Source organism: Bacteroides sp. BFG-606, assembly GCF_024788145.1.
Lineage (GTDB): Bacteria > Bacteroidota > Bacteroidia > Bacteroidales > Bacteroidaceae > Bacteroides > Bacteroides vicugnae.
In genome coordinates this window covers 6,413,817-6,437,788 of sequence record NZ_JANUIL010000001.1, presented here as the reverse complement: position 1 = coordinate 6,437,788, position 23,972 = coordinate 6,413,817, and the positions used below count along the sequence as shown (strand labels likewise).

Annotated in this window: 38 protein-coding genes; 8 read left to right on the top strand and 30 right to left on the bottom strand. The window is 44.5% G+C overall.

Annotated features, from left to right (window positions below; all coding sequences use genetic code 11):
• Window positions 1–3 precede the first annotated feature (3 nt).
• The 14 genes from NXV01_RS25080 to NXV01_RS25015 are packed head-to-tail and all read right to left on the bottom strand — an operon-like array spanning window position 4 to window position 8,338.
• Window positions 4–846: a hypothetical protein gene (locus tag NXV01_RS25080; RefSeq protein WP_008766337.1), complete on the bottom strand. Its 843-nt coding sequence runs from the start codon at window positions 844–846 to the stop codon at window positions 4–6.
• Window positions 839–1,327 carry a hypothetical protein gene (locus NXV01_RS25075; RefSeq protein WP_008766336.1) on the bottom strand — a complete coding sequence of 163 codons (489 nt, stop codon included), beginning with the start codon at window positions 1,325–1,327 and terminating at the stop codon, window positions 839–841. The genes NXV01_RS25080 and NXV01_RS25075 overlap by 8 nt, the downstream gene beginning before the upstream one ends.
• Window positions 1,317–1,697: a hypothetical protein gene (locus NXV01_RS25070; protein WP_258903036.1), complete on the bottom strand. Its 381-nt coding sequence runs from the start codon at window positions 1,695–1,697 to the stop codon at window positions 1,317–1,319. Before NXV01_RS25070 ends, NXV01_RS25075 begins: the two co-directional genes overlap by 11 nt.
• 7 nt (window positions 1,698–1,704) lie before the next feature.
• A complete protein-coding gene (locus NXV01_RS25065) occupies window positions 1,705–2,166 on the bottom strand; it encodes a hypothetical protein (RefSeq protein WP_258903037.1) in 462 nt (153 codons plus the stop codon).
• Window positions 2,166–2,444, bottom strand: coding sequence for a LysM domain-containing protein (locus NXV01_RS25060; RefSeq protein ID WP_008766334.1), 279 nt, complete (start codon window positions 2,442–2,444; stop codon window positions 2,166–2,168). The genes NXV01_RS25065 and NXV01_RS25060 overlap by 1 nt, the downstream gene beginning before the upstream one ends.
• Window positions 2,441–2,944: a hypothetical protein gene (locus tag NXV01_RS25055; RefSeq protein WP_008766333.1), complete on the bottom strand. Its 504-nt coding sequence runs from the start codon at window positions 2,942–2,944 to the stop codon at window positions 2,441–2,443. The genes NXV01_RS25060 and NXV01_RS25055 overlap by 4 nt, the downstream gene beginning before the upstream one ends.
• A complete protein-coding gene (locus NXV01_RS25050; RefSeq protein WP_008766332.1) occupies window positions 2,944–3,441 on the bottom strand; it encodes an N-acetylmuramoyl-L-alanine amidase in 498 nt (165 codons plus the stop codon). The genes NXV01_RS25055 and NXV01_RS25050 overlap by 1 nt, the downstream gene beginning before the upstream one ends.
• The gene (locus NXV01_RS25045) at window positions 3,434–3,682 is read right to left on the bottom strand and encodes a hypothetical protein (protein ID WP_008766331.1); all 249 of its coding nucleotides are present in this window, start codon (window positions 3,680–3,682) and stop codon (window positions 3,434–3,436) included. The genes NXV01_RS25050 and NXV01_RS25045 overlap by 8 nt, the downstream gene beginning before the upstream one ends.
• 12 nt (window positions 3,683–3,694) lie before the next feature.
• Entirely contained in the window at window positions 3,695–3,994 is a 300-nt protein-coding gene (locus NXV01_RS25040; protein ID WP_008766330.1) for a hypothetical protein, read from the bottom strand.
• A gap of 11 nt (window positions 3,995–4,005) precedes the next feature.
• The gene (locus NXV01_RS25035) at window positions 4,006–4,305 is read right to left on the bottom strand and encodes a hypothetical protein (RefSeq protein WP_008766329.1); all 300 of its coding nucleotides are present in this window, start codon (window positions 4,303–4,305) and stop codon (window positions 4,006–4,008) included.
• The gene (locus tag NXV01_RS25030; protein ID WP_008766328.1) at window positions 4,302–4,805 is read right to left on the bottom strand and encodes a hypothetical protein; all 504 of its coding nucleotides are present in this window, start codon (window positions 4,803–4,805) and stop codon (window positions 4,302–4,304) included. Before NXV01_RS25030 ends, NXV01_RS25035 begins: the two co-directional genes overlap by 4 nt.
• Entirely contained in the window at window positions 4,802–5,773 is a 972-nt protein-coding gene (locus tag NXV01_RS25025) for a hypothetical protein (RefSeq protein WP_008766327.1), read from the bottom strand. The genes NXV01_RS25030 and NXV01_RS25025 overlap by 4 nt, the downstream gene beginning before the upstream one ends.
• A complete protein-coding gene (locus tag NXV01_RS25020) occupies window positions 5,770–6,405 on the bottom strand; it encodes a DUF6046 domain-containing protein (RefSeq protein WP_008766326.1) in 636 nt (211 codons plus the stop codon). Before NXV01_RS25020 ends, NXV01_RS25025 begins: the two co-directional genes overlap by 4 nt.
• A 4-nt stretch (window positions 6,406–6,409) precedes the next feature.
• On the bottom strand, window positions 6,410–8,338 hold the full coding sequence (locus NXV01_RS25015; protein ID WP_008766325.1) for a phage tail tape measure protein: 1,929 nt from the start codon (window positions 8,336–8,338) through the stop codon (window positions 6,410–6,412).
• Between the two features lie 43 nt (window positions 8,339–8,381).
• Between NXV01_RS25015 and NXV01_RS25010 the strand changes: the two genes are divergently transcribed.
• Window positions 8,382–8,540, top strand: coding sequence for a hypothetical protein (locus NXV01_RS25010; RefSeq protein WP_153842118.1), 159 nt, complete (start codon window positions 8,382–8,384; stop codon window positions 8,538–8,540).
• 11 nt (window positions 8,541–8,551) lie between these two features.
• Here the strand turns inward: NXV01_RS25010 and NXV01_RS25005 are convergent, their stop codons facing one another.
• Genes NXV01_RS25005 through NXV01_RS24980 form a run of 6 tightly spaced genes read right to left on the bottom strand, consistent with a single transcriptional unit; the run spans window position 8,552 to window position 12,663 of the window.
• Window positions 8,552–8,932, bottom strand: a complete 381-nt coding sequence (locus NXV01_RS25005; protein ID WP_008766324.1) for a hypothetical protein — start codon at window positions 8,930–8,932, stop codon at window positions 8,552–8,554.
• Between the two features lie 28 nt (window positions 8,933–8,960).
• Window positions 8,961–9,401 carry a hypothetical protein gene (locus NXV01_RS25000; RefSeq protein ID WP_008766323.1) on the bottom strand — a complete coding sequence of 147 codons (441 nt, stop codon included), beginning with the start codon at window positions 9,399–9,401 and terminating at the stop codon, window positions 8,961–8,963.
• A gap of 4 nt (window positions 9,402–9,405) precedes the next feature.
• Complete coding sequence (locus tag NXV01_RS24995) at window positions 9,406–10,629, bottom strand: DUF2586 family protein (protein WP_008766322.1); 1,224 nt, start codon at window positions 10,627–10,629, stop codon at window positions 9,406–9,408.
• 11 nt (window positions 10,630–10,640) lie between these two features.
• On the bottom strand, window positions 10,641–10,781 hold the full coding sequence (locus NXV01_RS24990) for a hypothetical protein (protein WP_258899642.1): 141 nt from the start codon (window positions 10,779–10,781) through the stop codon (window positions 10,641–10,643).
• A complete protein-coding gene (locus NXV01_RS24985; protein ID WP_258899641.1) occupies window positions 10,778–11,575 on the bottom strand; it encodes a hypothetical protein in 798 nt (265 codons plus the stop codon). The genes NXV01_RS24990 and NXV01_RS24985 overlap by 4 nt, the downstream gene beginning before the upstream one ends.
• A 26-nt stretch (window positions 11,576–11,601) precedes the next feature.
• On the bottom strand, window positions 11,602–12,663 hold the full coding sequence (locus tag NXV01_RS24980) for an ATP-dependent Clp protease proteolytic subunit (RefSeq protein ID WP_008766321.1): 1,062 nt from the start codon (window positions 12,661–12,663) through the stop codon (window positions 11,602–11,604).
• Between the two features lie 202 nt (window positions 12,664–12,865).
• Between NXV01_RS24980 and NXV01_RS24975 the strand changes: the two genes are divergently transcribed.
• The 6 genes from NXV01_RS24975 to NXV01_RS24950 all read left to right on the top strand — a co-directional run bounded on the left by NXV01_RS24975 (window position 12,866) and on the right by NXV01_RS24950 (window position 19,196).
• A complete protein-coding gene (locus NXV01_RS24975) occupies window positions 12,866–13,381 on the top strand; it encodes a DUF1804 family protein (RefSeq protein ID WP_004303263.1) in 516 nt (171 codons plus the stop codon).
• A complete protein-coding gene (locus NXV01_RS24970; protein WP_055256005.1) occupies window positions 13,381–14,919 on the top strand; it encodes a hypothetical protein in 1,539 nt (512 codons plus the stop codon). Before NXV01_RS24975 ends, NXV01_RS24970 begins: the two co-directional genes overlap by 1 nt.
• Window positions 14,920–14,921: 2 nt before the next feature.
• A complete protein-coding gene (locus tag NXV01_RS24965) occupies window positions 14,922–15,344 on the top strand; it encodes a hypothetical protein (RefSeq protein ID WP_008766319.1) in 423 nt (140 codons plus the stop codon).
• A gap of 32 nt (window positions 15,345–15,376) precedes the next feature.
• On the top strand, window positions 15,377–17,923 hold the full coding sequence (locus NXV01_RS24960; protein WP_008766318.1) for a DUF935 family protein: 2,547 nt from the start codon (window positions 15,377–15,379) through the stop codon (window positions 17,921–17,923).
• Between the two features lie 83 nt (window positions 17,924–18,006).
• Window positions 18,007–18,585 carry a hypothetical protein gene (locus NXV01_RS24955; protein ID WP_008766317.1) on the top strand — a complete coding sequence of 193 codons (579 nt, stop codon included), beginning with the start codon at window positions 18,007–18,009 and terminating at the stop codon, window positions 18,583–18,585.
• A gap of 11 nt (window positions 18,586–18,596) precedes the next feature.
• Window positions 18,597–19,196: a hypothetical protein gene (locus NXV01_RS24950; RefSeq protein ID WP_008766316.1), complete on the top strand. Its 600-nt coding sequence runs from the start codon at window positions 18,597–18,599 to the stop codon at window positions 19,194–19,196.
• 8 nt (window positions 19,197–19,204) lie between these two features.
• Here the strand turns inward: NXV01_RS24950 and NXV01_RS24945 are convergent, their stop codons facing one another.
• On the bottom strand, window positions 19,205–19,462 hold the full coding sequence (locus NXV01_RS24945) for a hypothetical protein (RefSeq protein ID WP_008766315.1): 258 nt from the start codon (window positions 19,460–19,462) through the stop codon (window positions 19,205–19,207).
• Window positions 19,463–19,728: 266 nt separating this feature from the next.
• Here NXV01_RS24945 and NXV01_RS24940 point away from each other — a divergent pair, with 266 nt between their 5' ends.
• The gene (locus NXV01_RS24940; protein WP_008766314.1) at window positions 19,729–20,640 is read left to right on the top strand and encodes a radical SAM protein; all 912 of its coding nucleotides are present in this window, start codon (window positions 19,729–19,731) and stop codon (window positions 20,638–20,640) included.
• 51 nt (window positions 20,641–20,691) lie between these two features.
• Here NXV01_RS24940 and NXV01_RS24935 read toward each other — a convergent pair whose 3' ends face one another.
• From NXV01_RS24935 to NXV01_RS24895, 9 genes are all read right to left on the bottom strand, one after another.
• Window positions 20,692–20,874, bottom strand: coding sequence for a hypothetical protein (locus NXV01_RS24935; protein ID WP_008766313.1), 183 nt, complete (start codon window positions 20,872–20,874; stop codon window positions 20,692–20,694).
• 8 nt (window positions 20,875–20,882) lie between these two features.
• Window positions 20,883–21,131 carry a hypothetical protein gene (locus tag NXV01_RS24930; RefSeq protein ID WP_008766312.1) on the bottom strand — a complete coding sequence of 83 codons (249 nt, stop codon included), beginning with the start codon at window positions 21,129–21,131 and terminating at the stop codon, window positions 20,883–20,885.
• A gap of 20 nt (window positions 21,132–21,151) precedes the next feature.
• Window positions 21,152–21,328, bottom strand: coding sequence for a hypothetical protein (locus tag NXV01_RS24925; protein WP_008766311.1), 177 nt, complete (start codon window positions 21,326–21,328; stop codon window positions 21,152–21,154).
• Between the two features lie 176 nt (window positions 21,329–21,504).
• Complete coding sequence (locus NXV01_RS24920) at window positions 21,505–21,816, bottom strand: hypothetical protein (protein WP_259023361.1); 312 nt, start codon at window positions 21,814–21,816, stop codon at window positions 21,505–21,507.
• An 11-nt stretch (window positions 21,817–21,827) separates the two neighbouring features.
• Entirely contained in the window at window positions 21,828–22,277 is a 450-nt protein-coding gene (locus tag NXV01_RS24915; protein WP_008766309.1) for a hypothetical protein, read from the bottom strand.
• A gap of 176 nt (window positions 22,278–22,453) precedes the next feature.
• Window positions 22,454–22,657, bottom strand: a complete 204-nt coding sequence (locus NXV01_RS24910) for a hypothetical protein (protein ID WP_004303279.1) — start codon at window positions 22,655–22,657, stop codon at window positions 22,454–22,456.
• 7 nt (window positions 22,658–22,664) lie between these two features.
• On the bottom strand, window positions 22,665–22,862 hold the full coding sequence (locus NXV01_RS24905) for a hypothetical protein (protein WP_230328169.1): 198 nt from the start codon (window positions 22,860–22,862) through the stop codon (window positions 22,665–22,667).
• Window positions 22,863–22,924: 62 nt separating this feature from the next.
• Complete coding sequence (locus NXV01_RS24900) at window positions 22,925–23,311, bottom strand: hypothetical protein (RefSeq protein ID WP_008766307.1); 387 nt, start codon at window positions 23,309–23,311, stop codon at window positions 22,925–22,927.
• Window positions 23,308–23,955, bottom strand: coding sequence for a DUF3164 family protein (locus NXV01_RS24895; RefSeq protein WP_008766306.1), 648 nt, complete (start codon window positions 23,953–23,955; stop codon window positions 23,308–23,310). The genes NXV01_RS24900 and NXV01_RS24895 overlap by 4 nt, the downstream gene beginning before the upstream one ends.
• Window positions 23,956–23,972 lie beyond the last annotated feature (17 nt).

Genomic DNA, 23,972 nt, shown 5'->3' with positions numbered 1-23,972 from the left:
CAGTTAAATCTTTAATGTATCCTCGATTAAAATAGTACTTGCAGGCATTTGGACAAGTGGGCTGCCATCTGCTGAAGCTATATAACAGTTGCCGTTATCGAATGTGAGTTGAACAATCATTGATTGTGGATTATCCCATGAATCTGCATACGACATCGATAGACTGAACACTCCGGAAATATTCTTTACAGACGAATCAAATGTACATAATCTCCGTTTGCCGTTCACTTCAGGAGCTATCATGGAAGTTCCTGTATTGGCAGCAGCCAAGATATTAAAATAGACAGTTTCATTGCCCGTCTGTTTTGCCCGGTATATGATTTCTGCTTTTCCGGAAACGACTTCACTTAGGGATAACTGGGCTTTCATGTCCTTTTCTATTATGGTCTTGTCCAAATAATCTGTGACAATAGCCAATATTTTGTTCCTGAATGTTACTACATCATTTCTGCCTACATACATATCTGACTTTGTATATGTTGTTGACAGTTTTACATACCTGCGCTCATATACTTGCGCTTCGGAATTGTCCGCAAATATTTCATTTTGAAATTTTTCCTGAACAACCACCCAGTATACTGGTTGTGATGTAGGCACAGTAAGAATATCCGGTTTTATCGGATAAACTTCATCACCTATCACGATATATCCATTTCCGACAATAGTATACACTGTATTGGAACCAAGGATTTCCGTGCTGACCGGATCGCTTAACAGAATATGTTTCTCTCCCAGTTTCATCCCGGAACAAATGGCTTTCAATACGTCTGCTGTGGATTCTTGCATAAATTCCAAATCATCCAAATAAAATGGCTGTCCGCCTTCTTTAAATAACAGTTTATTCATATTCGTATATTTTAAGGACGTAGGTTCGTCCGGCTGGTTTATAATAGTCAATCAAGTTTTTAATCTCATTCTCATACGTTGACAGGAACGACGGTATGTTCACCATGTAATTTCCCGAATAGTTCCCTTCACCGCGCTGCTGGATGTGTTTCTTTCCCACTCCTTCACCCCGTTTATACAGGTAGGACGGGATTTGCTCTTCCCTGCGGTGATACAGGTACGATTCTTTTCCCGCAATATCAGTGATGTATATTTCCCTGTTTTTCAAGAAAAACCTGTCGTTCAGCACTTTCTCGATATATATCACCTGACCGTTTATATTCAGCTTGTTGATAGCCTGTTTACGGTAGCTTTTAAACAGGGTGTAAATGAAGATTAAAGGGAGAAGGAAGATGGATATGATTGCAAATATCTTCCTTTTCCTCAATGACGGACGAAGCACATACTGCGCGTATTTGATAATGTCAAAATCATACCACATAAGTCAGGGAGGTTTCAAGGCTGTTCAGGATGAAGCACCCGGCTACAGCCGTATAGTTATTATTTTTAATTACGTTATATTCCGTAGCGGATGCCGCTTTTGCGGCACATTCTCCAAGTTCGACGTCCAGTACGCCTTCAACCCTCTGTATCGCGTCAACAAGTTTTGTCTTATTGAATTTACCGCCATACTCGATACCTTTCAGATAATCGTTGATGGCGGCAAGTACTGGTTTACTACCATCCGTCAGGCGGATACCGGAAGCGTTGATAACCATAGGATCGACTTCTATGGTCGCGTTGATACGGATGTCATCTGCCGGAATTGACTGTATCGACAAGATTACCCCGGCAATCTTGATCGAATTCATATAGCTTTTAAATGCCGTCAGAACGTCCCCGGTCAAAGGACAAGGAAGTCCCCCCCTCATCTCCGGACACGAGTATCTGAATACTTCCTCCGCGATCTTTGACTGCCACATACTTGACAAGCTGTTTGGTTTTGTCGATAACGGAATACCGGAACTGGTATTTCTCCGGATCATAGACCAGCGGATCACCATACTGGAAAGCCAGCGCACTGCTATGATACCATCGCACGGTCGGTATGATATTGGCGTCAATCCGTTCCTCCACGTCCGATTTGAACTGGTCAAACATTTGCTCTATGACGTGCGCTGTTGCCGCAAAAATGTAAAACAGGGTACTTTCTATTGATACGGGGGAAAACACCGAATCAAAGTCGGCATCACCCGTGATGCCATACAGGTCACGGATAATGCTGTTTGACATATAGGCATCCGTCATTTCTTTCTTTATTTCTGCGATTGTTCTAGCCATTACTTAAATTGTTCGGTAAACTGTTCGGTGAAAATTCTCAATCGTACCGCATTTGAGGCGGTTTCAGAAGTAGCCGGACAAACGGAGTTCCGCTGGCAGTAATCAGCCAGTTCACTGTTATAGACCTTTTCCGGGGTTTCGATTTCCTGTCCGGCTTGTAGGGTGTCCGTTATGCCCATATCGTTCGTCCTGGCAAGCATGAAAGCCGCTTCGATTGTACCATATTCCTGCACGGCTATGTCCAGCAGGGTTTGTCCGGCTTGTACTACAGTTTTCATCTTACATTTTTATAAATAAAAAATACAAATGCAATAAAAAAGGCTGCTATTACGGCTTTTGCCCACGGAGGAATGTACGCGACCTTTTCAACGACCTTTGTATCATTCCTCTCCTGTTTTTCCAGTTGCTCCTTCAATGTCAGCAGGGTTTCCTGAATTTCCTGTATTTGTACCTGAAGTTGTTCATTATAGGTTTCTTTCTCCTGTCTGGTAGACGTTCCTGTCGCTGTCTCCGTGGAGGTCGGGTATTGTTTCCCGGTCGAATCCGGTGGCGAATAGTTCGTCTTCTGCCAGTTGAATTCCATTTGCTGCATCATCTCGATCATTCGCTCAACATTCTTGTTTACGCTGACCTGCGCTTTGTCTGTAGAAACTTCTTCCTGTTCCGTCTGCTTCTGTTCCGTGTTATCCTGATGGACGGTCGTGTCCGTTTTGGACGATCGGCAGGAACAGACGGACAGCACCACGATTGTGAGTAAAAAAACGAGTATCTTTTTCATTACGGTCGAACGATTACAGGTGGTAAAAATGAGGTAAATTCACTCTTTACGTCGAAGCAGGGACATTCTTTCATCCACTCGCATTTTTCGACGATGCCGTTCCCGTTCTTGTCCGGACTGGTATCTCGATGCCCGAGGATATCAATAATGTCGTGGCGGTGGCAGATGTCCTGAACGAGCTCGCGCATCGCTTTCTTCTGTGCGTCCGTCCGGGTATCCTTTGCCTTGCCGTTCTTATCCAGTCCGCCCTCATAGCAGATACCGATTGAACATCGGTTATAACTGGTTTTCTCACCGGGAACGATAAAGTTATCATGTGCCCCGATTTCGTTTTCCGCACGCATGGGAATCACGCGACCGTCTTTCCGGATATAATAGTGGTATCCCCATTTTCCAAAGCCACGGGCTACGTGTGAATCATTAATTTGCTTCTCTGTGAAATCTTTGTCCTCGCGTGTTGCAGAACAATGAATGATAATGTATGTAGGTTTATTCATCTTTCTTTTCCTCCTTATTTTCTGTTTCGTCTTCTCCTTGAATGTATTTCTTATACTTGCATTTATACCTGTAATCAACTCCGAAGAGTGCGCCTGCAAAAGTCGAAACTTCGCCATAGGCGACTAAAACCGAGTTGTCAATCTGTCCCGTAGGTACTACCCAAAATCCGCAAAACAGCAGGATCATTCCGGATACGGACAGGAAAACTGCGATCCATAACTGTACGTGTAGTCTTTTCATGATACATACAGGTTATAGAATCAGTCGGAAAACTATCCATACCAGTAATATGACCACATCCGCCAACAATGCCCCGCGTACCGTCGCCCGGATGTCTGCCATATCCGGAACATCGTCTTTCGATTCCTTCCATTTACCAGCCAGCCATGCGGATACAGTTCCCAAAACCATGCCGCCCAATACGCTAGGGAAGCTCACCCCAAACAGGAAAACAGATGCTACCACGCACACGGCTAAAATGAGCATCCCAATCAGTCCGTGAATGATTTTGTCTACTCCGAACTTTTTAATCAGATCGTTACTTGCTTTCATTTTCAATCATTTTAATCGTTAGTAATTTCAATATTTATTTTATCCACCAGCTCCGAATAGTCAATGCCCGCGCGTTTCAGGTGGATTTTCATTTGTTTCTCAATGGCTCTTTTATCAGCCTGTGAACGGATATACCGGATCAGGTTCGCACCCAGCACCGGGTCTTCTTTCAACTCACCCTGATTCAGCTCAAGCACGATTGCCGCATTTTGAATCAGAGTGTCACCGATTACGAACCCGGTCAGCCCGTCTTTTCCCTTATGGGGGACAATTCTGATATCACCATCCTTGTCGAGTAATAGTCCTTTCATTGCTTCACCCTTTCGTTTTCAATGTCCCTGACCTGTGTCTCTTTTAGTGATTCCGAAATGTAGGAAGACAATGCCGTTTTCAAAGCCGATCCCCCGTCGTTCGGTACAGGTGTCCATCCTGACAATTTCTGCTTCAATGAATTGATGTCCTTTTCAATCAGGTTCAGCCGTTCCGTCAGTTCCCCGACTTTTACCAGTCCGCCCAATGTCCCGCCATTCAGCACAATTTCGTCCACCTCATCAGCAGAAATCAGGAAGGCGTCAGTCTCCTGTCCCTCGATGATTCCGACCAGACAAGTTGTTCCCGGTTTCGGATAGATGCATAATGCACCCATTCCCAACTGGACATCATAATATTCAAGCTGGTCAATGACCCCGGTCACATCCATTGCCTTGTTTTCTTTATCAACCTTGTCTACCGTTACCCAGCGCAATTGCGCCTGTCTAGCCCCTTCGCGCCATTTTTCAAGCGCATCACGTAACTGTTCATCCGTAGTCATTCCGCACGTCCTCCCAACTCTAATTTTTGCCTGTATGTAGCATCGTCACTGAAATCCTTTGTCACCTTCTCAACGTAATAGTATCCGTTCATTTCCGGAGTTATTTCACTCTTCAGGTCAATCGTTATACCGTGGCGGACGACAGGTATCCCGAACAGTTCGACGCCCCCGCGGTACTTCTGCTTTTTAAGGCTTTCGTAGAAATCTCTGGCGAACTTCTTCAGGTCTTCGACCTTGACGGACTTTCCTTTTTCATTGTAAGTCAGGTTATAGACCTCACTTCCTTCCGTTCCGGCTTTTGCTTCCAGTTTCTTGCCGCCAGCACCGATGCTGACAACCTTGACCTGAAACTCACCGTTGGTTTCGTTCAGGTTCTGACTGACGGCATTTTTTTCCAGTACGATTTTCACCTTTTCGGTGTCGACCTTTTCGGAATAGACATTTCCGCAATACAGGACTTTGCCGATGAAATAGCAGTGGAGGTTGGTTTTCTTCCGGATGTCATTCAGGATTTCCGCGACCGTTCTGGAAGAATACCGTACCGCACCAAGTTCAGCATCATAGTTCGTCTTCACCTCATAGCCTTTGGCAACGTCTGCAAGCAGTTTCTTCAGTGTGACATTCTTTGCGGAATAGGACACTGTTTTTCTTTTCAGGTTATACATTTCGTCCTCGCACCGGATCGTCACTGGAACACCCCAGCCGATCAGCGATATATATCCTTCAAATTCCGTGTACAGGTTGGAATCATATCCGAGTTCAATCTTCACCTGATCCCCGGCAGACAGCAGTTCCTTCAGGTCTTTTCCGGCAAAGTATTTGATACGCCTGGGAAGGACTATTTCTGCAGAGTCTGTCAGCATCTTCCATGAACTTTCGATGTGAACCGACGAAATCGTATAGATGACCAGTTCCTCGCGTCTCTTGTTTGCCGGGAATGTGATCCGGCTGCACATCATATAGCTCATAGTGTCAGTTCATAAGGGTTATCACTCGTTGCTTCTATCGTGAACGGAACTACGCTGCTGTTTCCCTGAATCGGATTGAACGAAATGTTATCAATGACAATGGAGTAAATTTCCTTGTTGTTGAAGATGCTTCCCGTAACTCCGACCGCTTCCGTCACTTTGCGGAACTTGCAGAGCGCGTTCACTTGTTCGGCAACCGTCTTATAACCTTCCCGGCTTTTGTCTGCTATGCAGAATCCCCGGATATTGATTTTCCAGTCGTCGAGCCCGTAGACTTCCTTTACAGTTCCGTGAACACCCAATACCTTCGTTTTTGAACAGTTCATCGAGCGCGAAAAGTCCACGATCGTTGCATACGGCATCGGAAAACTAGCCATATTCATCGTGCCGCGTGACCCGTCCGGATTATAGGTGCTGTATTGCTTGTTACCGTCAAGGGTAAACGTCCCGATGACCGGAGTCCCCATCCAGCTGTATGCTTCGGCTTCGGCATCCGGAATCGTTGTCACTCCGATGTATTTCCCCGGATCGTAATCCTGCAGGGTTCGTCCCCACGGAAGATAAATCGGGGATGAAATCCCGAAGACCTCCGTGAACAATGCACCAATATTTAACGCTGTATTTCCTGTCATAACTTTATCCTATTGCTGGTACTGTATCGGTTATCACCGCTAAAATTTCCCGTTTGACCTTATCCGCAACATCGCGCATGTCCGCACCTGCCGCAACCCTGAAATGATTGTTGAATGTCACGTTCATGGTGATATTCCTCACGCTGCTTCCACCTTTTCCACCAAGTCCCACGTCTTTCCCGGAAGTCCCCCCGGTTGAGGTTGTGACGGTGGTCGGTTTGTTGACTGCCGCTGGTGCGGTGTCCAGCTGGAACTTGTCAAGTCCGGGGACTTTGTCCTTGTTCCGCCAGCTTTCCCGTCCCTTTTCCTTGCCTTCTTCCCATGCCCGACCGACTGCCACAGCGTTGTCAAACACTTCTTTCTTTACCCGTTCAAATACGTCGTCAATGCTCCAGTCATCCCTGAACCAGTTAACCGGATTCAGAATTTCAATGATTCCCATTTGGATGGTATGAATCGTCTTGAAAAAGGAAAGAAAGCCCGTTTTAAGGACTTCCCACAGCCCGAACAGGAACACACGGACTCCTTCAAACTTGTTATAAAGGAAAGCCACGAAAGCGATGACAGCCGTTATGATTGCAACGATCCAGCCGATGACAGGGATACCCATGATAGCGACGGAAATCAGCCGGCTACCCACGATTGTAGACAATGCCATTTTAGCCATCGACGCAACCCAAACCCCGGCAATCTTTGTTATTCCAAGTGACATGATCTGCGAAATAGACCATGCGACAGTTCCGAGCGTGACAAGCGCGCCTACAAAGATTCCCACAACTTCAATGGCAGGGGCAATCGGTTCTACAAATTCAAAGAAACTGATCTTCAGGTCGTCGATAAACGCTTGCATACGTTTCTGCTTTTCGGCATAAGTATCCATTTGTTTATTTGCCATGTCGACCGCAGAAGTAGAACCCTGTATCGCTTCCGTCCATGTGTCAATTTGGTCTACACCCTCAATCAAAGCCATCGCTGAAGCAAGGTTTTCACTTCCGAACAACGCGGACATGATTGTAGCGTTGTGCATGACCGGAGTCAGGGCACGCAGTCGGTCAGTCAGTGAAAGGGACTGGTTTTGCATCGTTTTTATATTGACCCCGGCAGCTTTCAGTTGCTTGATCGCGTCCGTAGTCGGAGCCTGCAATTTGACTATCGTGTTACGCAAAGCGATACCGCCTTCTGAACCCTTTTTCCCCGATTTGTCAAGCAACTGGATCAGGGAGTTTGTTTCGGCAAATTCAACCCCGAATGTTTTTGCAACACTACCCGTTTGTTTCAATGCTTCCGCGACCTCCCTGATTTCGGCAGACCCTTCGACAGTTCCTGCCGCCATGATGTTCATATAGTCCGTCATAGTTTGTGCGGCTTTCATCGGATCATCGAGGGAAACCTTATACTGGTTCATGGCGGTGGACATGGCTGCAGACGCTCCGGGGACGTCATTTTGCATCGTTTTACTAAGTGTCATTACATTATTCGACATGATTTCGAGCGCGTCCGGTGCTTTTTTCAGTTCCGGAGTAATCTTTGAAAGCAAGTCCTTATAAACGACCATAGCATTTGACGCATCGACACCGAACGCTTTTGCCGTGTTACGGGCTTTGGTGGCGAGAACGTCCAGTTCCTTCCCCTCCATGTTGGTGATACCGGACATTTCGGCAACGGCAGTTTCAAACCGGACGCCCGGTTCGATGGCGTCGTTAAAGGAATCACGGATATTGTCAACACCTTCCTTCAGCTGGTTGAGAAAGAACATTCCCTTTCCCAGCCCTTCCAGTTTTCCGGCTGTTTTTCCCGATGTCTCCCCAAGACGTTCAACCACTTCCTCCGTGTCGTCGATTACCCGTGTAGCTTCTTCGGCTGCATCGGTTGCCGCATGTAGCGGAGACGTGATCCTGTCAACCAGTTCCAATATCCATTGAGTCACTTGCATTGTCTTTTGAGAATAATCGGTTTACAACTTTAGCGAATGCATTGTGCATTACTATTTCAAATTCTTCCAACTCCGTTTTCCGCAACATGCGGTATTCGGCATAGAGCCGGAGCCATTCATCTTCGTCCAGTTTGTCCGGGATGTCGAAGCCATATACTTTTTTCAGGATGGCATCTATTCCCTCGACAAGACCGAACGCTGATGAATATTCCTCTATGCTTTGCTGATAAAAGCCGCCTGTCCGGCAATCAGTTGTCCGATGGCGGTCAGGACTGAAGTATAGACGGTAGAATCTTCCAACGCCTCCATATTGCCAGCCGCCACGCAGTTCCGGATCAGGATGTCATTTGCTTCTTCAAGATCATCCTTTTTCTTTGCCATAGCCAGCAGGATGTTTTTTTTCGGGCGGACGATCAGGTAGTCGTAACGTTCATCCTCGTCCACCTGTACGGTGACATGCTTCAGGCGTTTTCCGTATTTCAGTTTCAGTTCCGTATGCTCTTCCTCTGTGAAATCGACAATCAAAGCCTTTTCCTCCGTTGTCAGTTCCTCGTAAGGCTTTCCAGCCTTGATTTTCATTTCTTCTTCTTTCATTTTAAAAGTCTTTTAAACGGTTATTAAACTACATTGCCACATTCCAGTCGATATGGCTGGGAAGAAGGGTGAATTGTGTGGCAATGCTTTTATCACCCTGTTTAACGTCCACGCCATTGTCCGTGAATTCGACGTTCCGGATTACGTCCTTCATGACAAGCCCTTTATACTCATACATGACCGGAATGTCGAACGGCTCGATATCCGTGAGACGCTTTCCCGAACCGAGTGTCAGTTGCAAGGCGTTCACTTCTTCTTTCAGAAGGGTGATCGATGCTTCAGCCTTGTAATTCCCCTCACCGCGACCGACAGGAAATTCACCGGCACCGTAGATGTTGTCTTTCTCTTTGCTGTCTTTGTAGGAAAGGGCTGTGATACCCTCTACCTGACGACCGAGCATGACAACCTTGACGCTGTTCCATCCGGCTATTTTTCCGAACTTGTTGATTAATGTTCCTAACAATGCCATATTTTCAGATTTTATTTGTGAAACCCAAGTCAATCTCAAACTCATGTACAATACCGTCTGCAACCAGTTTTACCTTGATATTGAAAGGCTTGTCGCTGACAGCCATCTGTTTGGGATTGATATAAATGTCGAAGTCTGCAATATCCTCCGAAGTTACCATAGTTTCCAGTGCGGATTTGACAAGCGCGTCCCAACTGCTGATCGTGGTATTACTGATATATCCGGTTGACGGGTCAGCTTTCACCTTACTTCTCACACGCGGTAACAAGGTATTGCGGATAATACGTGCCGCCTTGTTCCAAACAGCGTTATATTCAATATATGCATAGTCGCTGTCCGCTTCCGTACACGTACATGAATTGCTGAAAAAGAATCCGGCATACCCTTGAAAGCTGCCGACGAAGATATACCCTTGGTCAGTCAGTTTTTTCTGGTCGGATACGCTCAACTGTGAGAAGGGTTTGCCATTGCTCAAGGCTGCATCCAGCCAAAGCCCGTTCAGTTTGTCAGTCAATGGATAGTCCTTTGTCCCCTTTGCCGTCCGTGGGTGGTTTTCAATATCAACACTGCCCATATTTTCATGTACATAGCGGACAGACAGCATTCCGAGTGCGCTTCCTACGGCAGCGTGTGTCCGGTATGCTTCATCCTTTGCCGCCCGTGCCGGGTCTTGTGCAATCACGACAGAGACGTTTTCAGCATCCAACTTCCGGAGGTCGACAGCATCGGCAATGGCATTGATATACTTTCCGACACCTTCCAATATTACCGCATCGATATACAGGTGGTCTTCCCTGAATTTATTGACCATCTTCTGTGCCTCTTGTACGGCTACTGTGATTGTTTCGTCCGCAGTCAGTGAGCAGATACCGATGGTGTTTACTCCGTTGATGGTACGTACCGCATTGACGAAATCTTCCTTCGTCAGCAGGCTTGACACTTTTTCAGACTTCGGAACCAGCATAAGATACAGCGAACGTTCCGGAGACAGGCGGAAGACTTCGCTGGTATGGTAATGCACCAGTTCCTTGTTTTCAAGATCAATGGTATCATCCCAACCAAGTGCTTCCAAATCGGTAATGTCGTTGAGGTTTTCCGGCTTGTAATATTCAAGTTTTCCGATCTCCGATCCACCGACCACGAGCAAGATGATGCGGTCACTGGTATCGGTATCCCGTACCAGCCCGCCATTAACTTTGTTGATGATTACTCCTGTAAAATTTCCCATAAAATAATTCGTTATACGGATTTACCTGATAAAATTGCACCAACACCGAAATCTTCAATACGGTCTACAATACCGTAGGTTTGGGTACGATATTCGGATGTAGGACTCTTGCTGCGTGTATCGGTCGTTTCCGGACGATACAGGGATTTCACGGATTCGATGTGGTAATACGTATTCGGAGCATAGAAGAACGTGCTTGCCTGAAAGTCCGTTTCGGCAGACGGTTTTGTGCCTTCCGCCACCTTCTTGGCTGTTTCCGCATTATAGAACGGGCAGTCGTTATTCTCAAAGAACTTGATACCCATGAAGCCTTTCGGTTTTCCGGTTGCCGGATCAAGGTAGAAAGTACGGTCATAGAAGTACTTGGACGCATCCTTATCCAGCAACAAGTCACCCATGTGCAGGGGGAAAGCACCATGTACAGGGCATCGGTAACGGGAAGGTTCCACGTCTTTGCGAGCGTTGCAAAATCGACCAGATCCTTATAAGACAGTCTCAAACGACCATTAATATCTTTCTCACCCGTTGTCCGGATAACAGGCATTTCTTCGTTTGAATCATCCTCCGGAGCCAGTTTGTGCAGCACATGGTTGCGGATACCGACCTGAAAGGCTTCATTGTGCTTCACACGGATAGCAGCGCGCTTGTCAAAAGCGAGATAACGGATTTCGTCATCCGTACAGGAACTGGGTTCCGTATCGTAGATTTCCCACGGTACGATATAATTCTTTCCGGTCATTTGCTTCGGCTCGAAATCTTCCGTGTTGTTTACGCGAAAACCGACATTGTTAATCAGTTTGTTTCTGCGTACACCGTCCGCAGCCAAAGCTCCGGCAGGAACAGAGCCTAAGACCTGCATGAAGTCCGCCCTGTAATTGCGACGTTCGATCAACAGTTGGGGATCGACGTACTTGTTCAAATAAAGACCGTCTACTGGTTGTGCCATATTCTTTTTTTTAAATGGTTAGTATTTTATTTTCCGTTACGCTTTATGTAGTCATTCAAAAGACGTTCGTATTCAGCCGGATTCTTCTCCATGATATTTTTCAAAGCCTCCGGATCGTTTTGAAGGTCTTCGAACTTTTTGTTTGTGGTATCCGTCAGACTGGGAGCATGAACTTCCGGCATTTCCACAGGCTTGATAGCGTCGAGCAGCTTCTTTGCGGTATCGAAATTGCTGGTCAGGTTCGCCTTCCAGTCGTCACGAACGTCGGCTGTGATTCTTTTTTCCTTGATCGCACTGTTCAGGATGTTTTCGATTTCCTGTTCCTTGCGTGCCTCCTCCTGTCTTTCGAGCATGTCGACGCGGTCTGCCTTACGCTTCCACACGTCTACCTGTGCGATGAATTGTGCTTCCGTGGTACTTGCGTCCATTCCGAAGCGGGTAGTCAACATTGTTAAATCCATGTCATTTTTTGATTTTTCGTTATTAATAGAGTCAGTAATCTCAATTTCACCTGTGTAACCGCAGTTGGTAATCATTTGTGCCATAGCCTTATCGACTTTTGCCTTGCCTGTAACTTCCGTCACAAAGCCGTTTTCCTTCGCTTCCTGCGCGCTCATCCAGTAGTCGCCCTTCTCCCAGGCGTCCCGGATTTTCTTCTTGTCCGTGCACTTTGACAGGAAGGCATTCAGATAGTGCTCATTCAGTTTGCGCATGACCTCCAAAGCCGATTCAATATCAGCGACTCTCCCGCATGCCCCTCCGCTGACCTGATGGATCATGAAAAGTCCGTTGGCAGGCATGGAGAACGATGTGCAATTGATAGCGATGTAGGTTGCCGCACTGGCTACCAGCGCACCGCCTTCACCCGTAATTTTGCCGGGAAACTTCTTGATCACGTTCACGATCTCGTTGGCTTCGAAGCATTCGCCACCGGGAGAGTTGATATAGATATGCACATCCTTGATTCCTGATCTTATCAGTTGCTCAATTTTGGAAGTGAATTCCGCTTCCGTCTCCCTCCATTTTGATATTGTGCCTTTGAGTTCAATCCGGGCACGTCCGTTTTCCGCTGTTGCAGTCAGATTCATTTTCGCGATATTTAAAATTTCATACTGCAAAATTGGAAAAGGAAAGGCGGGTACGGAAAAAGCGTTTTCATCTTGGAAAAAAAACAGTGTTAACAAGGACGTATTTTTTCCAACTTGGAAAGAATACGTTCCAACATGAAAAGCCGTTTTCCACAGGTGATGATGAAATATGACCTTTGCTGCGTAAACGAAAGGAAGCGATATGCCAAGCAAAGAATACTACCGTAAATTGAAGAAGGAAGCGCACGACCTTTATGTACGTGAAGGAATGACGTGCAAGGAGATTTCCACACGAATAAACGTGTCGGAAAGGTCTGTTTCAAGCTGGATTAATGAGAATGACGCACTTTGGAAAAAAGAGCGTCAGGCATCTGTTATTTCATCGCAAAAGCAGGGTGACAACCTGAAACAGATTATCAACATTCTTGCAGACCAAAAACTGGAGCTGCTGCGCATGATTGACGAAGCCATTGCGGAAGGTGACAGCGACAAGGTGCTCGAACTACGGAAACAGGCGGCTACGCTTGACAACAGTGTGGCGCAATGGGGAAACCAGCTCAAAGAGGTGGACAAAAAGAACCGGATTACGCTCGCTATTTACATTGATGTCATGAGCCGGATATTCGATGCGATGAAGGTGTACGATGCAGACCTTTATTTTAAAACACTGGACTTTCAGGAGAACCACCTTTATGAAGCCGCAAAAATGTTGGGATAATGAAAGTCGAAGATAGCAAAGCCCTCAAGGAGTATCAGGAGAAGTTAAAACGTGCGCGGTGCACGGGCAACCTGATTGATCCGGACGAATCGCTGACAGTTCGGATGAACCGCATACAGCGTGCGAAGCGGGATGTCAAGTATCTTGTCGAAACCTATCTTCCCCATTATGCGACCGCAGACTGTGCGGACTTTCAGATCGCTCATGCCAATAGGGTGATGAACGATCCAATTTATAAAGGATATGCCGAATGGGGACGCGGACTTGCAAAATCGGTATGGAACGATGTGATCATTCCCCTATGGTTATGGATTAACGGTGAGACGCATTATATGTGTATCGTTTCCGACACATTTGACCGCGCTTGTGACCTGCTGGAAGATTTACGTGCGGAATTCGAGGCAAACGAACTTTTGAAACACGACTTTGGCGAGCAGTATAATCCGGGATATTGGGAAAAGGGAAACTTCGTAACGATGAACGGCTTTATTTGCAAGGCGTTCGGTGCGAAGCAGAAGGTTCGCGGGCTTCGTAAAGGCGCACATCGTCCTGACCTGTGGATAATTGACGACTTGGAGACACCGCAGACCATCAAAAACAACCGGATGCAGGATGATTATGCGGACTGGATCGAAGCGGACGTGCTGGCAACCATGACGGGAAAGCGCAGACGTCTGATAGGTGCTAACAACCGTTTTGCATCCCGGATGGTACAGACGATTCTCAAACAACGGCATCCCGACTGGGACTGGCATCTGGTGAAGGCTTATGATCCGGTAACGTATGAACCAGCGTGGAAATCGATGTATTCCGCCCAGTTCTATCGTCAGCAGGAAAAAGACATGGGCATTCTCGCGGCACATGCGGAATATAACCACGTACCGCTTGTCAAGGGTAAAATATTCAAGCCCGAAATGGTGAAGTGGGGAAAGCTCCCTGACCTTCACACGATGAATGCGATCGTGGCACATTGGGACATTGCGTATGCCGGGACAGATACAAGTGACTTTAACGCATGTAAGATTTGGGGACGCCATAAAAATGATTTTTGGCTGATAGACGGATTCGTAAAGCAGTCAAAGATGAAACTCTGCGTACAATGGATGTGCATGAAGCAGGCTGAATTCAGGGCAAAGGGCATTATCTGTTTTTGGCAATATGAGAGTCAATTCTGGAATGATGAAGTTAAACGGAACATTGAGGAAGCTGAAGCGGAAACGGGGGTGGAGCTTAATTTGGTTCCAATACAAACTCCCAAAACGATGACCAAGTTGCTTCGTATGCTTTCCATGCACCCGTATTATCAGAACGGTCGTATGTATGTCAATGAACTGCTAAAGTCAAACCCTGACATAGCTGTCGGCTTAAAGCAATTGTATGCGGTTGAACCGGGTATGACAGAACATGACGACAGTCCGGATGCCGATGAACAGGCGGTGAAGAAACTTGAAATATACACTGATCCCCCACAATCAGAGGATGAACCCGCGTCACGACCGTGGAAAGCGGGAAGATATAAACGTAAATACACTTGGTAACTATGAAGTACATCAACATGGATGATTTGACAACCATCATACAGAATCGGTTGCTGATCGAAAGTATAGAGAAAGAAGAAGAGATACTGGCAGGGATTGAAGACCTTGTCATAAGTGAAGTGTGCGCCTATATCGGTGGTCGTTACGACGTGGGGAAAATATTTGGTGATCCTCCGATCCGGACAGGGTTGTTGGTACGTGTGGTCGCATGTATCACAGCCTGTCGTGCTGTCAGCCGGAATGCAACCCGTAAAGTTCCGGATTCCTTGTCGGGCTTGAACGATTGGGCGGACGGCATACTTGTCAAACTGCGCGACGGGATCATGACTTTGCCACAGGATATTCCCCCGGTAACGGATGAAGACGGGAACGTGCAATATCCCATATTATACGGGCACACGCGCAATGGTGGATGGTTTCTTTAAATAGTTTTTAAACCGCTTTTAAAAGGTATGTTATGTACAAGAAGTTAAGAGAAATATTCAACTGGTTTCAACAGAAGGCTATTCGTCGGATGAGCCTGAAGAATATACTCAATGAGTATTATTATCGAATGGACAGCAGTGGGTTGCCAACGTCAGGAACAATGTATAAAAGGCAGGCTGTTGTTTATCGGGAAAAGACCATTGACGACTGGATCATGTCAGTGACCGCAGCTACCGATCCGGATGATCCCAGGCGTGGTTTATTATACCGCTTTTTTCAGTCGTTATATAACGATGAACATTTGCAGACGACCATTGACAATCGCGTCTTACCTGTGCAACAGGCAAAATATAACCTTGTGGATGATAATGACAATGAAGATGAGGAAGCAAAAAAATTACTGGATCGTCCATGGTTTCACCAGCTTATCAGAATCTGTTTTCTGCATCAGTTACAGGGGGTATCGCTTGCCGATCTTTCCCACCTTGATGATAATTTGGAAATTAGCCATGTCGAAGAAATTCCCATGTCAAATTACATTCCACAACAACAAATCATCATCAGGGAGGAATCAGACCAGACTGGATGGTCGTACAAAGACGGTGCGCTTGAACCGTACTATGTACAATTCGGGAATCCGTGGTCGCTGGGGATGCTCAACGAACTGGCGGTCATCATTCTTGCCAAGAAATTAGGATTGGGGGCATGGATGAATTATATCGAAAAATATGGTGTTCCGCCCGTCTTTGTTACTTCAGACAGAATGGATAAAAAGCGGATGGACGAATTATTCGAAATGATGACGGACTTCAGGAATAATTTCTTTGCTGTGCTGCAAGGAAACGAAACGGTCGAGTATGGGAAAGAAGCCGGGGGAAATACAACCAATGCTTTTTTACCGTTAGAGGAACGATGTGACAACCAGATCAGTAAACGTTTGCTGGGTCAGACGGGAACAACTGAAAACGGTGCGTGGGAAGGTACGGCAGAAGTACATGAACGTGTTGAAAAATCGCGGCACGAATATGATAAAATGTTGTTCCAGTTTTATTTCAATTACATTATCATTCCCAAACTGGTAAAGATCAGCCCGGTATACAAACCGCTTGAAAGGCTGAAACTGAAGTGGGACGACACGGAAAGTTTGTCTATCACGGAATACATCGAAGCAATCAACAAGCTGGCTTATACCTTTGAGTTTGACCATGAAGAAGTTGCTAAAAAAACAGGTTTGCCGATCATTGGTCAAAAGAAAAATCCCGGTGGTGAGCAGCAGGGAGGAACATTGCCGAATCAGCCCCAAACAGACCCTCAAAAAAAAAAGACCGAACCGGACGATGAAACGGTAACGTCGCCTGTCATGGAAGCCGGGGAGTATGATTTCAGCAGTATCATCGGAAGAGTGATGAAACAGGTTTACGAACGTAAAGTTAAGACAGGGAATATTGACGGGGAATTATTCAGAAAGACATACGAGGAACTGAATAAGAAGGCGGCTGAAGGATGGGGAGAAGACGACTATAATGATCCGGAACAGGCGGAAGAACCTCAACGGATACGTGACAACTTGTTCAAGTTCTCCGGAGCGAAGACGTATCAGGAAATTAAGGAGATGAATGATGCCCTTTATGATGATAAGGGGAAAAAACTTTCTTATGAGGACTTCCGGGAAAAAGTAATGGCAATTCATAAAGACTATAATGAAAATTACCTTCGCACGGAATTTGAAACGGCAGAAACAAGCGGCAGACGCGCCAGTGAATGGCAGGAATTCAAGGAGAATGCGGATATAATGCCTAACCTGAAGTATGTGACTGCCGGGGATGAACGGGTAAGAGAATCACATAGGATACTGGATGGTGTCGTAAAACCTATTAACGATCCGTTTTGGCTGCAGAACTACCCGCCCAACGGATATCGGTGCAGGTGTTATGTCGAACAAACGGACGAACCGGAAACACCTGCTACGCCTATTGTGACGATACCGGATGCTTTTGCGAATAACGTAGGTCAATCCGGTGAGATATTCACGGTTGCACATCCTTATTTTTCAATGCCGGACAATGACCTGATAAAAATCAGGAAAGAGACGGAGCGGAATAAAATATACGCCCCTTATCATCGTGATCCGGAATCGAAAGTGATGATCAGCGACTTTGCTGATCCGAAAGACTTGGCAAAGAATGTGGAAAGCGCACGGGTAATTTCAAAGGAACTGAAGATGAAAGTAAAAATCCGCCCGCACATCAACGAGGACGGGGTAAAGAACCCGGAATATTTGATTGACGAAAAGCTGGCAGACCTGAAAAATATTCAGGGGCTGGGCGGTATAAAACACGGGCTTGACAGTTCGAAAAAACAGCAGTGCGAATATACTGTATTCAATTTGAGCGCTTTTGACACTGTCGAACCGGAAATGCTGAAAAACAAACTGAACGGCATATACAAACTGTATGGCGAAAAGTATGCCGGGCAGCGGATGGTGTTCATTTATAAGAGAAAAGCCGTGAAAGTGTCATGGCAAGACGTGGTGGACGGAAAAGCAACCGACCTTCTTAAAGAACTTCAGGAGCAGTAGCCGAAACTACCACTCCTGAAGGGAGCTCTTGACCTGTTACAGCCGCGAACATTGCAAATATACAATTTTATTTTGAAATGCAAATGGAAAGAACTGAATTACCTGATTTTTTTAAAGAATTATCCACACTGGTAGAAGATGCGCACCGCTACGCGAAAGTTGCGGGTGTGAACTTCTTCAAGCAGAATTTTCGCAGGCAGGGGTTTCTTGATACATCACTGACACCGTGGGCTAAAAGGTCACTCGCAATCGGTTCGGATCGTGGCGTATTGATACAAAGCGGGAAGCTCCGTGACAGCATACATGCGGTCAGCCGTGGAATAGACCGTATCATTTATCAGACCGATCCGCTGGCTTATGCCAAGATCCACAATGAAGGCGGGTACATTGTCGTAACGGAGCGAATGAAACGTTATTTTTGGTATTTGTACATGAAGTCGACCGGATCAATGCAAAAGAGGAAAAATGGCGAATTACGGCAAAATAAAGCCAATGAGCGGCTGTCTACAATGGCTTCTTTTTACAAAAGTATGGCACTTAAAAAAGTAGGCAGCAGGATAAGAATCCCCAAACGTCAGTATATGGGTGAGTCCGCTACGTTTATGAAGCAACTCGATACATGGATCGCATCGGAGATTGACAAACGATTCTCGAATATTTAATCTATATAGTTATGATTTGGACAGACTGCTACAAAGAACTGGTTGAAATAATACGGAGCAAAGATGAGTTCCTCGCATCTATCCCGGATGAGTATTCCGAGCTAAGGGAACGGATGGAAAATACACCGGGGATTGAACATATAGACATGTGGCATGAACAGGTTAGTTTTCTCGATGAAGAACATCCCTTTTCGTCCCCGGCTGTATTCATTGAATTTAATACGCTGGGTATTGAGGATGAAGGGTTACTCGTTCAGCGGCTTCACACGCAGATTGATTTCCGGCTGTTTTACGAAACTTTTTCCGATACCTACGAAGGTGCGGCTATGCAGGAAGAGGCGTTGTCCTTTCTTGACCTGTTGACATTGCTGGGGATGATGTTACACGGAAAATCGGGAAAGAACTTCGGCACGCTCCGACGTACCCATGTCGGACGGGAAGAGTCGGGGGGTGCGGGAAACCTGTACCGGATCAGCTTTGAATGTGAAATCATGGATTACACCACAATGGAACTTGCAAGCCATGCCGACATGAAAGACCGTGAAATGAAAATTAGCAATGGGGACTTACCGGAGAAAACGGAAGACGAAGAACCGCTGTATCATCTATGATGCAACGGTTAAAAACCAAGACTAAGTTGATTTGTATCGTTCTTTTTTGAATCGGGCTTTTTGCCCTCTTTTAATTGTTCGTAATATGATAAATTCTCCGATATATAAAAAATCCGTTTGTAGATGTAGTTCTGATCAAGAAAGAACAGGTCATGACTCATACGCAAAAGAACATCCTCCAAACGGATGCGCTTTTTATCATAGAGAAGATAGAACGTTTCTACCATCTTCCGGTCACGTATTTTGGTCATTTCAGGATTCCGCATAAGAAAGCACTATTATAAGCGCAAATATACGGATTTTCAGTGATTTGTCAAAATTGAATATAAGCCTGTGGGGGAAAGGCTATAAAAAAGCCCCCAGCCTGTTAGTAAAGACGCCAATCACATACTAACAAAATGCGAGCAGACGCACAGCCGGGGGCAAAAACCCTTGCTGCGTCTACTCGCATTTTTGTTTTATGTGATTGGCATTGCAAAGATAATCAAATTTGTATTATTATTATAAACATTCATTTTAAAAGAGTATGAGCATGTTGAAAGAAGAAATTGCGGGTATGACTACCGGATATACAGTAAATGCACCACAATGGGTGACTACGTTCACAAAAGCACCAGAGTTTAAGTCCTTTTATAAGACCGTCTCCGGAAATGAAGGAAATAAATGCAATTACCCGACACGTTTAGACCTCTACGGCTGTGGATGCTTTCACGACTGTTCTTATTGTTATGCAAAGTCACTCCTTAATTTCAGGGGACTATGGCATCCTGATAATCCATCTGTTTCCCGGACGGACAAAGTGGGGAGGAAGATCTGCAAATTAGAGCGGGGAACAGTTGTGCGTTTGGGTGGAATGACTGACTGTTTCCAACCTTGTGAGGCTGTTTACAGGGAAACCTATAAAGCAATTCAGAACCTGAACCGACAAGGGGTACATTACCTTATCGTGACAAAGTCCTCAATGGTAGCAGATGACATATATATCCGGTTGATGGATAGAAAACTGGCGCATATACAAATATCTGTGACTTCTACGGATGACACTCTTTCACGTACATTTGAAAAGGCGTGTCCGCCATCTGCACGGATTAAAGCTATTGAGAAGCTGCAGGAGCAAGGATTTGATGTCTCTGTCAGGTTATCACCATTTATCCCTCAATTTATTGATTTTAGGGTTCTGAACAGTATCAGATGTGATAAGATTCTGGTGGAGTTCTTGCGGGTAAACACATGGGTGAAGCAATGGTTTGATATTGACTATTCCGAATACACCCTGAAGCATGCAGGGTATAATCATTTGCAGTTGGAGCGAAAAATCGAATATCTAAATAAGATTTCAGGATTCAGGAAGATTTCAGTTTGTGAGGACGTGGATAGTCATTTTCAGTACTGGAAGAAGAATGTAAACTACAGCCCGAATGATTGCTGTAATTTGAGAATATAAAATTAAGCCGCGCAAAGATTTTTTCTTGCGCGGCTTTTCTCGAACGGATAATCATTTGTAGAATATGTATTTTTCTTCGCAATAAATGCAATGATTTTCTTTGCAATACTTCTCAACTGCCTTGCGCGTTTTAAAGTCTTTTACTTTTCCGTCTTTCGATTGAATATGCCCCACATTAAAGTCTTCATCTATCTTTAGGGGAACAAACCTTGTTTGGGTATTAAATCGTTTCATGTTTATAGTTATTCTTTTTCCATTAATTTTAAAATCCTGTTGAACTCATCACGGCTCATATTGGTAGGTACAAAAGATGCTTTTACCTCTTCAAACGGACGAAGAGAATGTTTTAATGTTTCTTGAGCTTCCTCCCTTGCTTTTTGGGCACACATTTCAATATATTCTTCATCTGTCATATTATAATCACTAACAGTATCTATCACCGTTGAGAATCGGCATAAAAGCCCATTCTTTTGTCTTGCAATAAAGCTCATCTATTTTGTTTTACTTAAAATTACCACTCTACTTTATATACGCCATTCCAATTCTCATCTATAGAGAAACGTATTTTATATCCGACTTTTATTAGTATATGTCGTACATACGAAGACAGATTTATGAATGTGTGCGAATGTTCTCCACGTTCTTTCGCCTCTTCGATTATTGCTACTACTTCTGCTATATATAACATTCTATTCCTTTCCGTATTGTTATGATAACTCTACTATTTCAGGTGCAGGAGTGATGAGCTCTGTTACTTCCAGATTTATTTCGTTTATTACGATTGAAACTACTGCGTCGGGTTTGCAAGTTTCAAGTTCTTTTATTAACTCTTTTACTGTCATATTATTCTTTCCTTTCTATTTATTAGTTAATTTTCACCCAGATACGAGAACCTGGTAAATCTGATTTAGCTGACATAACATGAAATAATAATACTTTTTTCACATCTACACGGTTCCCTTTGATTGTTCTCTTAACTTTTTCTGCACTCACAAAATAAGTGTATTCACGTTCACCATTTAGATGTTTGTTAAGAGCTTCTTTTGCGTCAGATTCCTCTTTAAAAACATCATAAGAATATGCGTTATAGGTCCGTTCTCCATCCAATTTAAATTGTAGCTGATAAAAGACTTCATTTGTTTCTTTATCAAAAGATTTTCCTATTCTTATCTTCATATCTATTATTGTTATACGTTATTTTTCTCCTTGTCAAATTCAGCTAAAAACATCTGTAATCCTACCCCCATTGAGCACACACCATCGAACAACTTATACATCAATTCCGGCTCTTCTTCCCAAATTTGATAGACTATTACTTTTTTTCCTGCTCCTTTCATCCATCCTGCCTCCGAATGTGCAGAGCGTCCACAAGGCAATACAAGAACACAAACATCTGCCCATTGCATTGCATCAAAATCAGATTTGAAACCAGCCTGTGCAATGGGATGTTCAAGCGCAGCCCTATATTGGTCTGTACTCCAATTCCGCCAATCTTCATCAATCTGTGACCACTGAAATCCAGTTTTTCCAGCAGGATGCCTAAAATCGTAAACCTCATGTCCCTGCTCGCGAAGGAAACTAACTACTTGTGGTTGATGTTGATTTCTCCAACTACTTGCTACATAAATCTTTGCCATATTCTTATTCCTTTCTAAATTAAATATTATCAAAAGCCGATCTTTCCCGGCTGTTATCCCTTTATTTTAAAACTCCACAATAAGCCAAAACCGATAAGGAGGTAAATATACCTATTACTGATACTAAATATAGAATCAGTAGATCCTCTAAGCTATTATCTTTTTTCATATCCAATTTAATCTTCTACTATTTTATCATCTGTTAGCAAACGTTTCATTGCCCGGTCTCTTTCCGCTTTTGAAGGATAATTGTCCCCATACCTTTTCCAACTATCCGGATTTATATCGCTTTTAAAAGTGATATGCGGCTGGGGGTAATCATGGCGACGCAGGATTGTATAGCCGGCTTTGCACAGTTTTCTTTGATCTTTTGCATTCATCTTTTTGCTAATTAGAATTAAACTTGATTCTGGCATAACGATAGAATCGTATATAACCAAACTGGTAGGAAGGGTGCTCCGTATTATCCGATATGGTAATTTGTACATTATAACCTTTTATTCGTAAGAAACGGGCAGCAATTTCCTCAATAGTGTATGTTTTTATATATATATCCCAATCACTAACGACCAATATCGTTTTCACATTCCCACTTTTCAGAATCCTTTTAAAATTTCTGATAGTGCGTATTATCTCCTTCTTCTTGTTCATACTTTAGTTTTATCCTCTTTTAAAATAGTTTTATAGGCTTCTTCCATCCGTTCAATCTCCTCCACACATGCCAGCCATCCGGGAAAACCTCCGATGTTTTTGTCATCGATATAGCAATGGGCATATATCTTTTTCCCGCCTTCCCCATATTTAGCGACATTTTCAGGATCATGGTCATTTACACGGTCGAATGGTATTTTGCGTTCCAACAGCCAGTTGATGGCATTCAATAACTGATCACCAGTACGGCATGTCCAAATAATGATTTTATGTCCTTCATCATGTAATTTCCGGAGCGATTCACCAGCGTATGGTTGCTCCCCGTCAATAGCCGGGAATCTCCCCCGGCTAATGGTTCCGTCAAAGTCAACTGCTATAATCATAATCTACAGAATGAAGGTTCAATACGACGCCATACTCCGTTCTCGTCACGCTTATGGAAATAGTAATTAGTTGCAGTTTTATACACGACATTACTTTCTTTAAACAGTTGCATGATAGAGGCATATTCTTCATCAAAACGTGACTCCAATTCATATAATTTGCTGATAGACTTATAGTCCAAATCCCCCTGACGGTTACGTTCGAGAAGCGTCATCGCCATTTGATACATCGGATCATCGACTCCTTTTTCCGAATGGGCTATATAATTCTTCAGGTAGTCAATCAGCCTTTCGGCAGCGAGATCGGCACGTTCATCAAAACTTTTCACCTTGTTGCTTTTTACCTCCAGTTTGAAGTTCCCGTCTACTACTGAAAAAGTGGCGGTTTCTTCACCCTGACGCATACGGAGCTGACCGTATTCACGCATCACGTTACGGAAAGCCTTGCTTTCACCCACAATCCAATCATAAAAGCCCTGAACATCATTCACTACTGGCATGAGTTTACTTTCCACATCGAACATGAACTGATGTCTCAACGCTTCGTAGGTTTCCTTCCGCTGAATGGACTCTGTTTTTTCTTCCTCTTTCAGTTTACGCAACAGTTCCGCCTTTTCTTCTTTTGACAATTTACTAATATCCATACTATTAACTTTTAAAT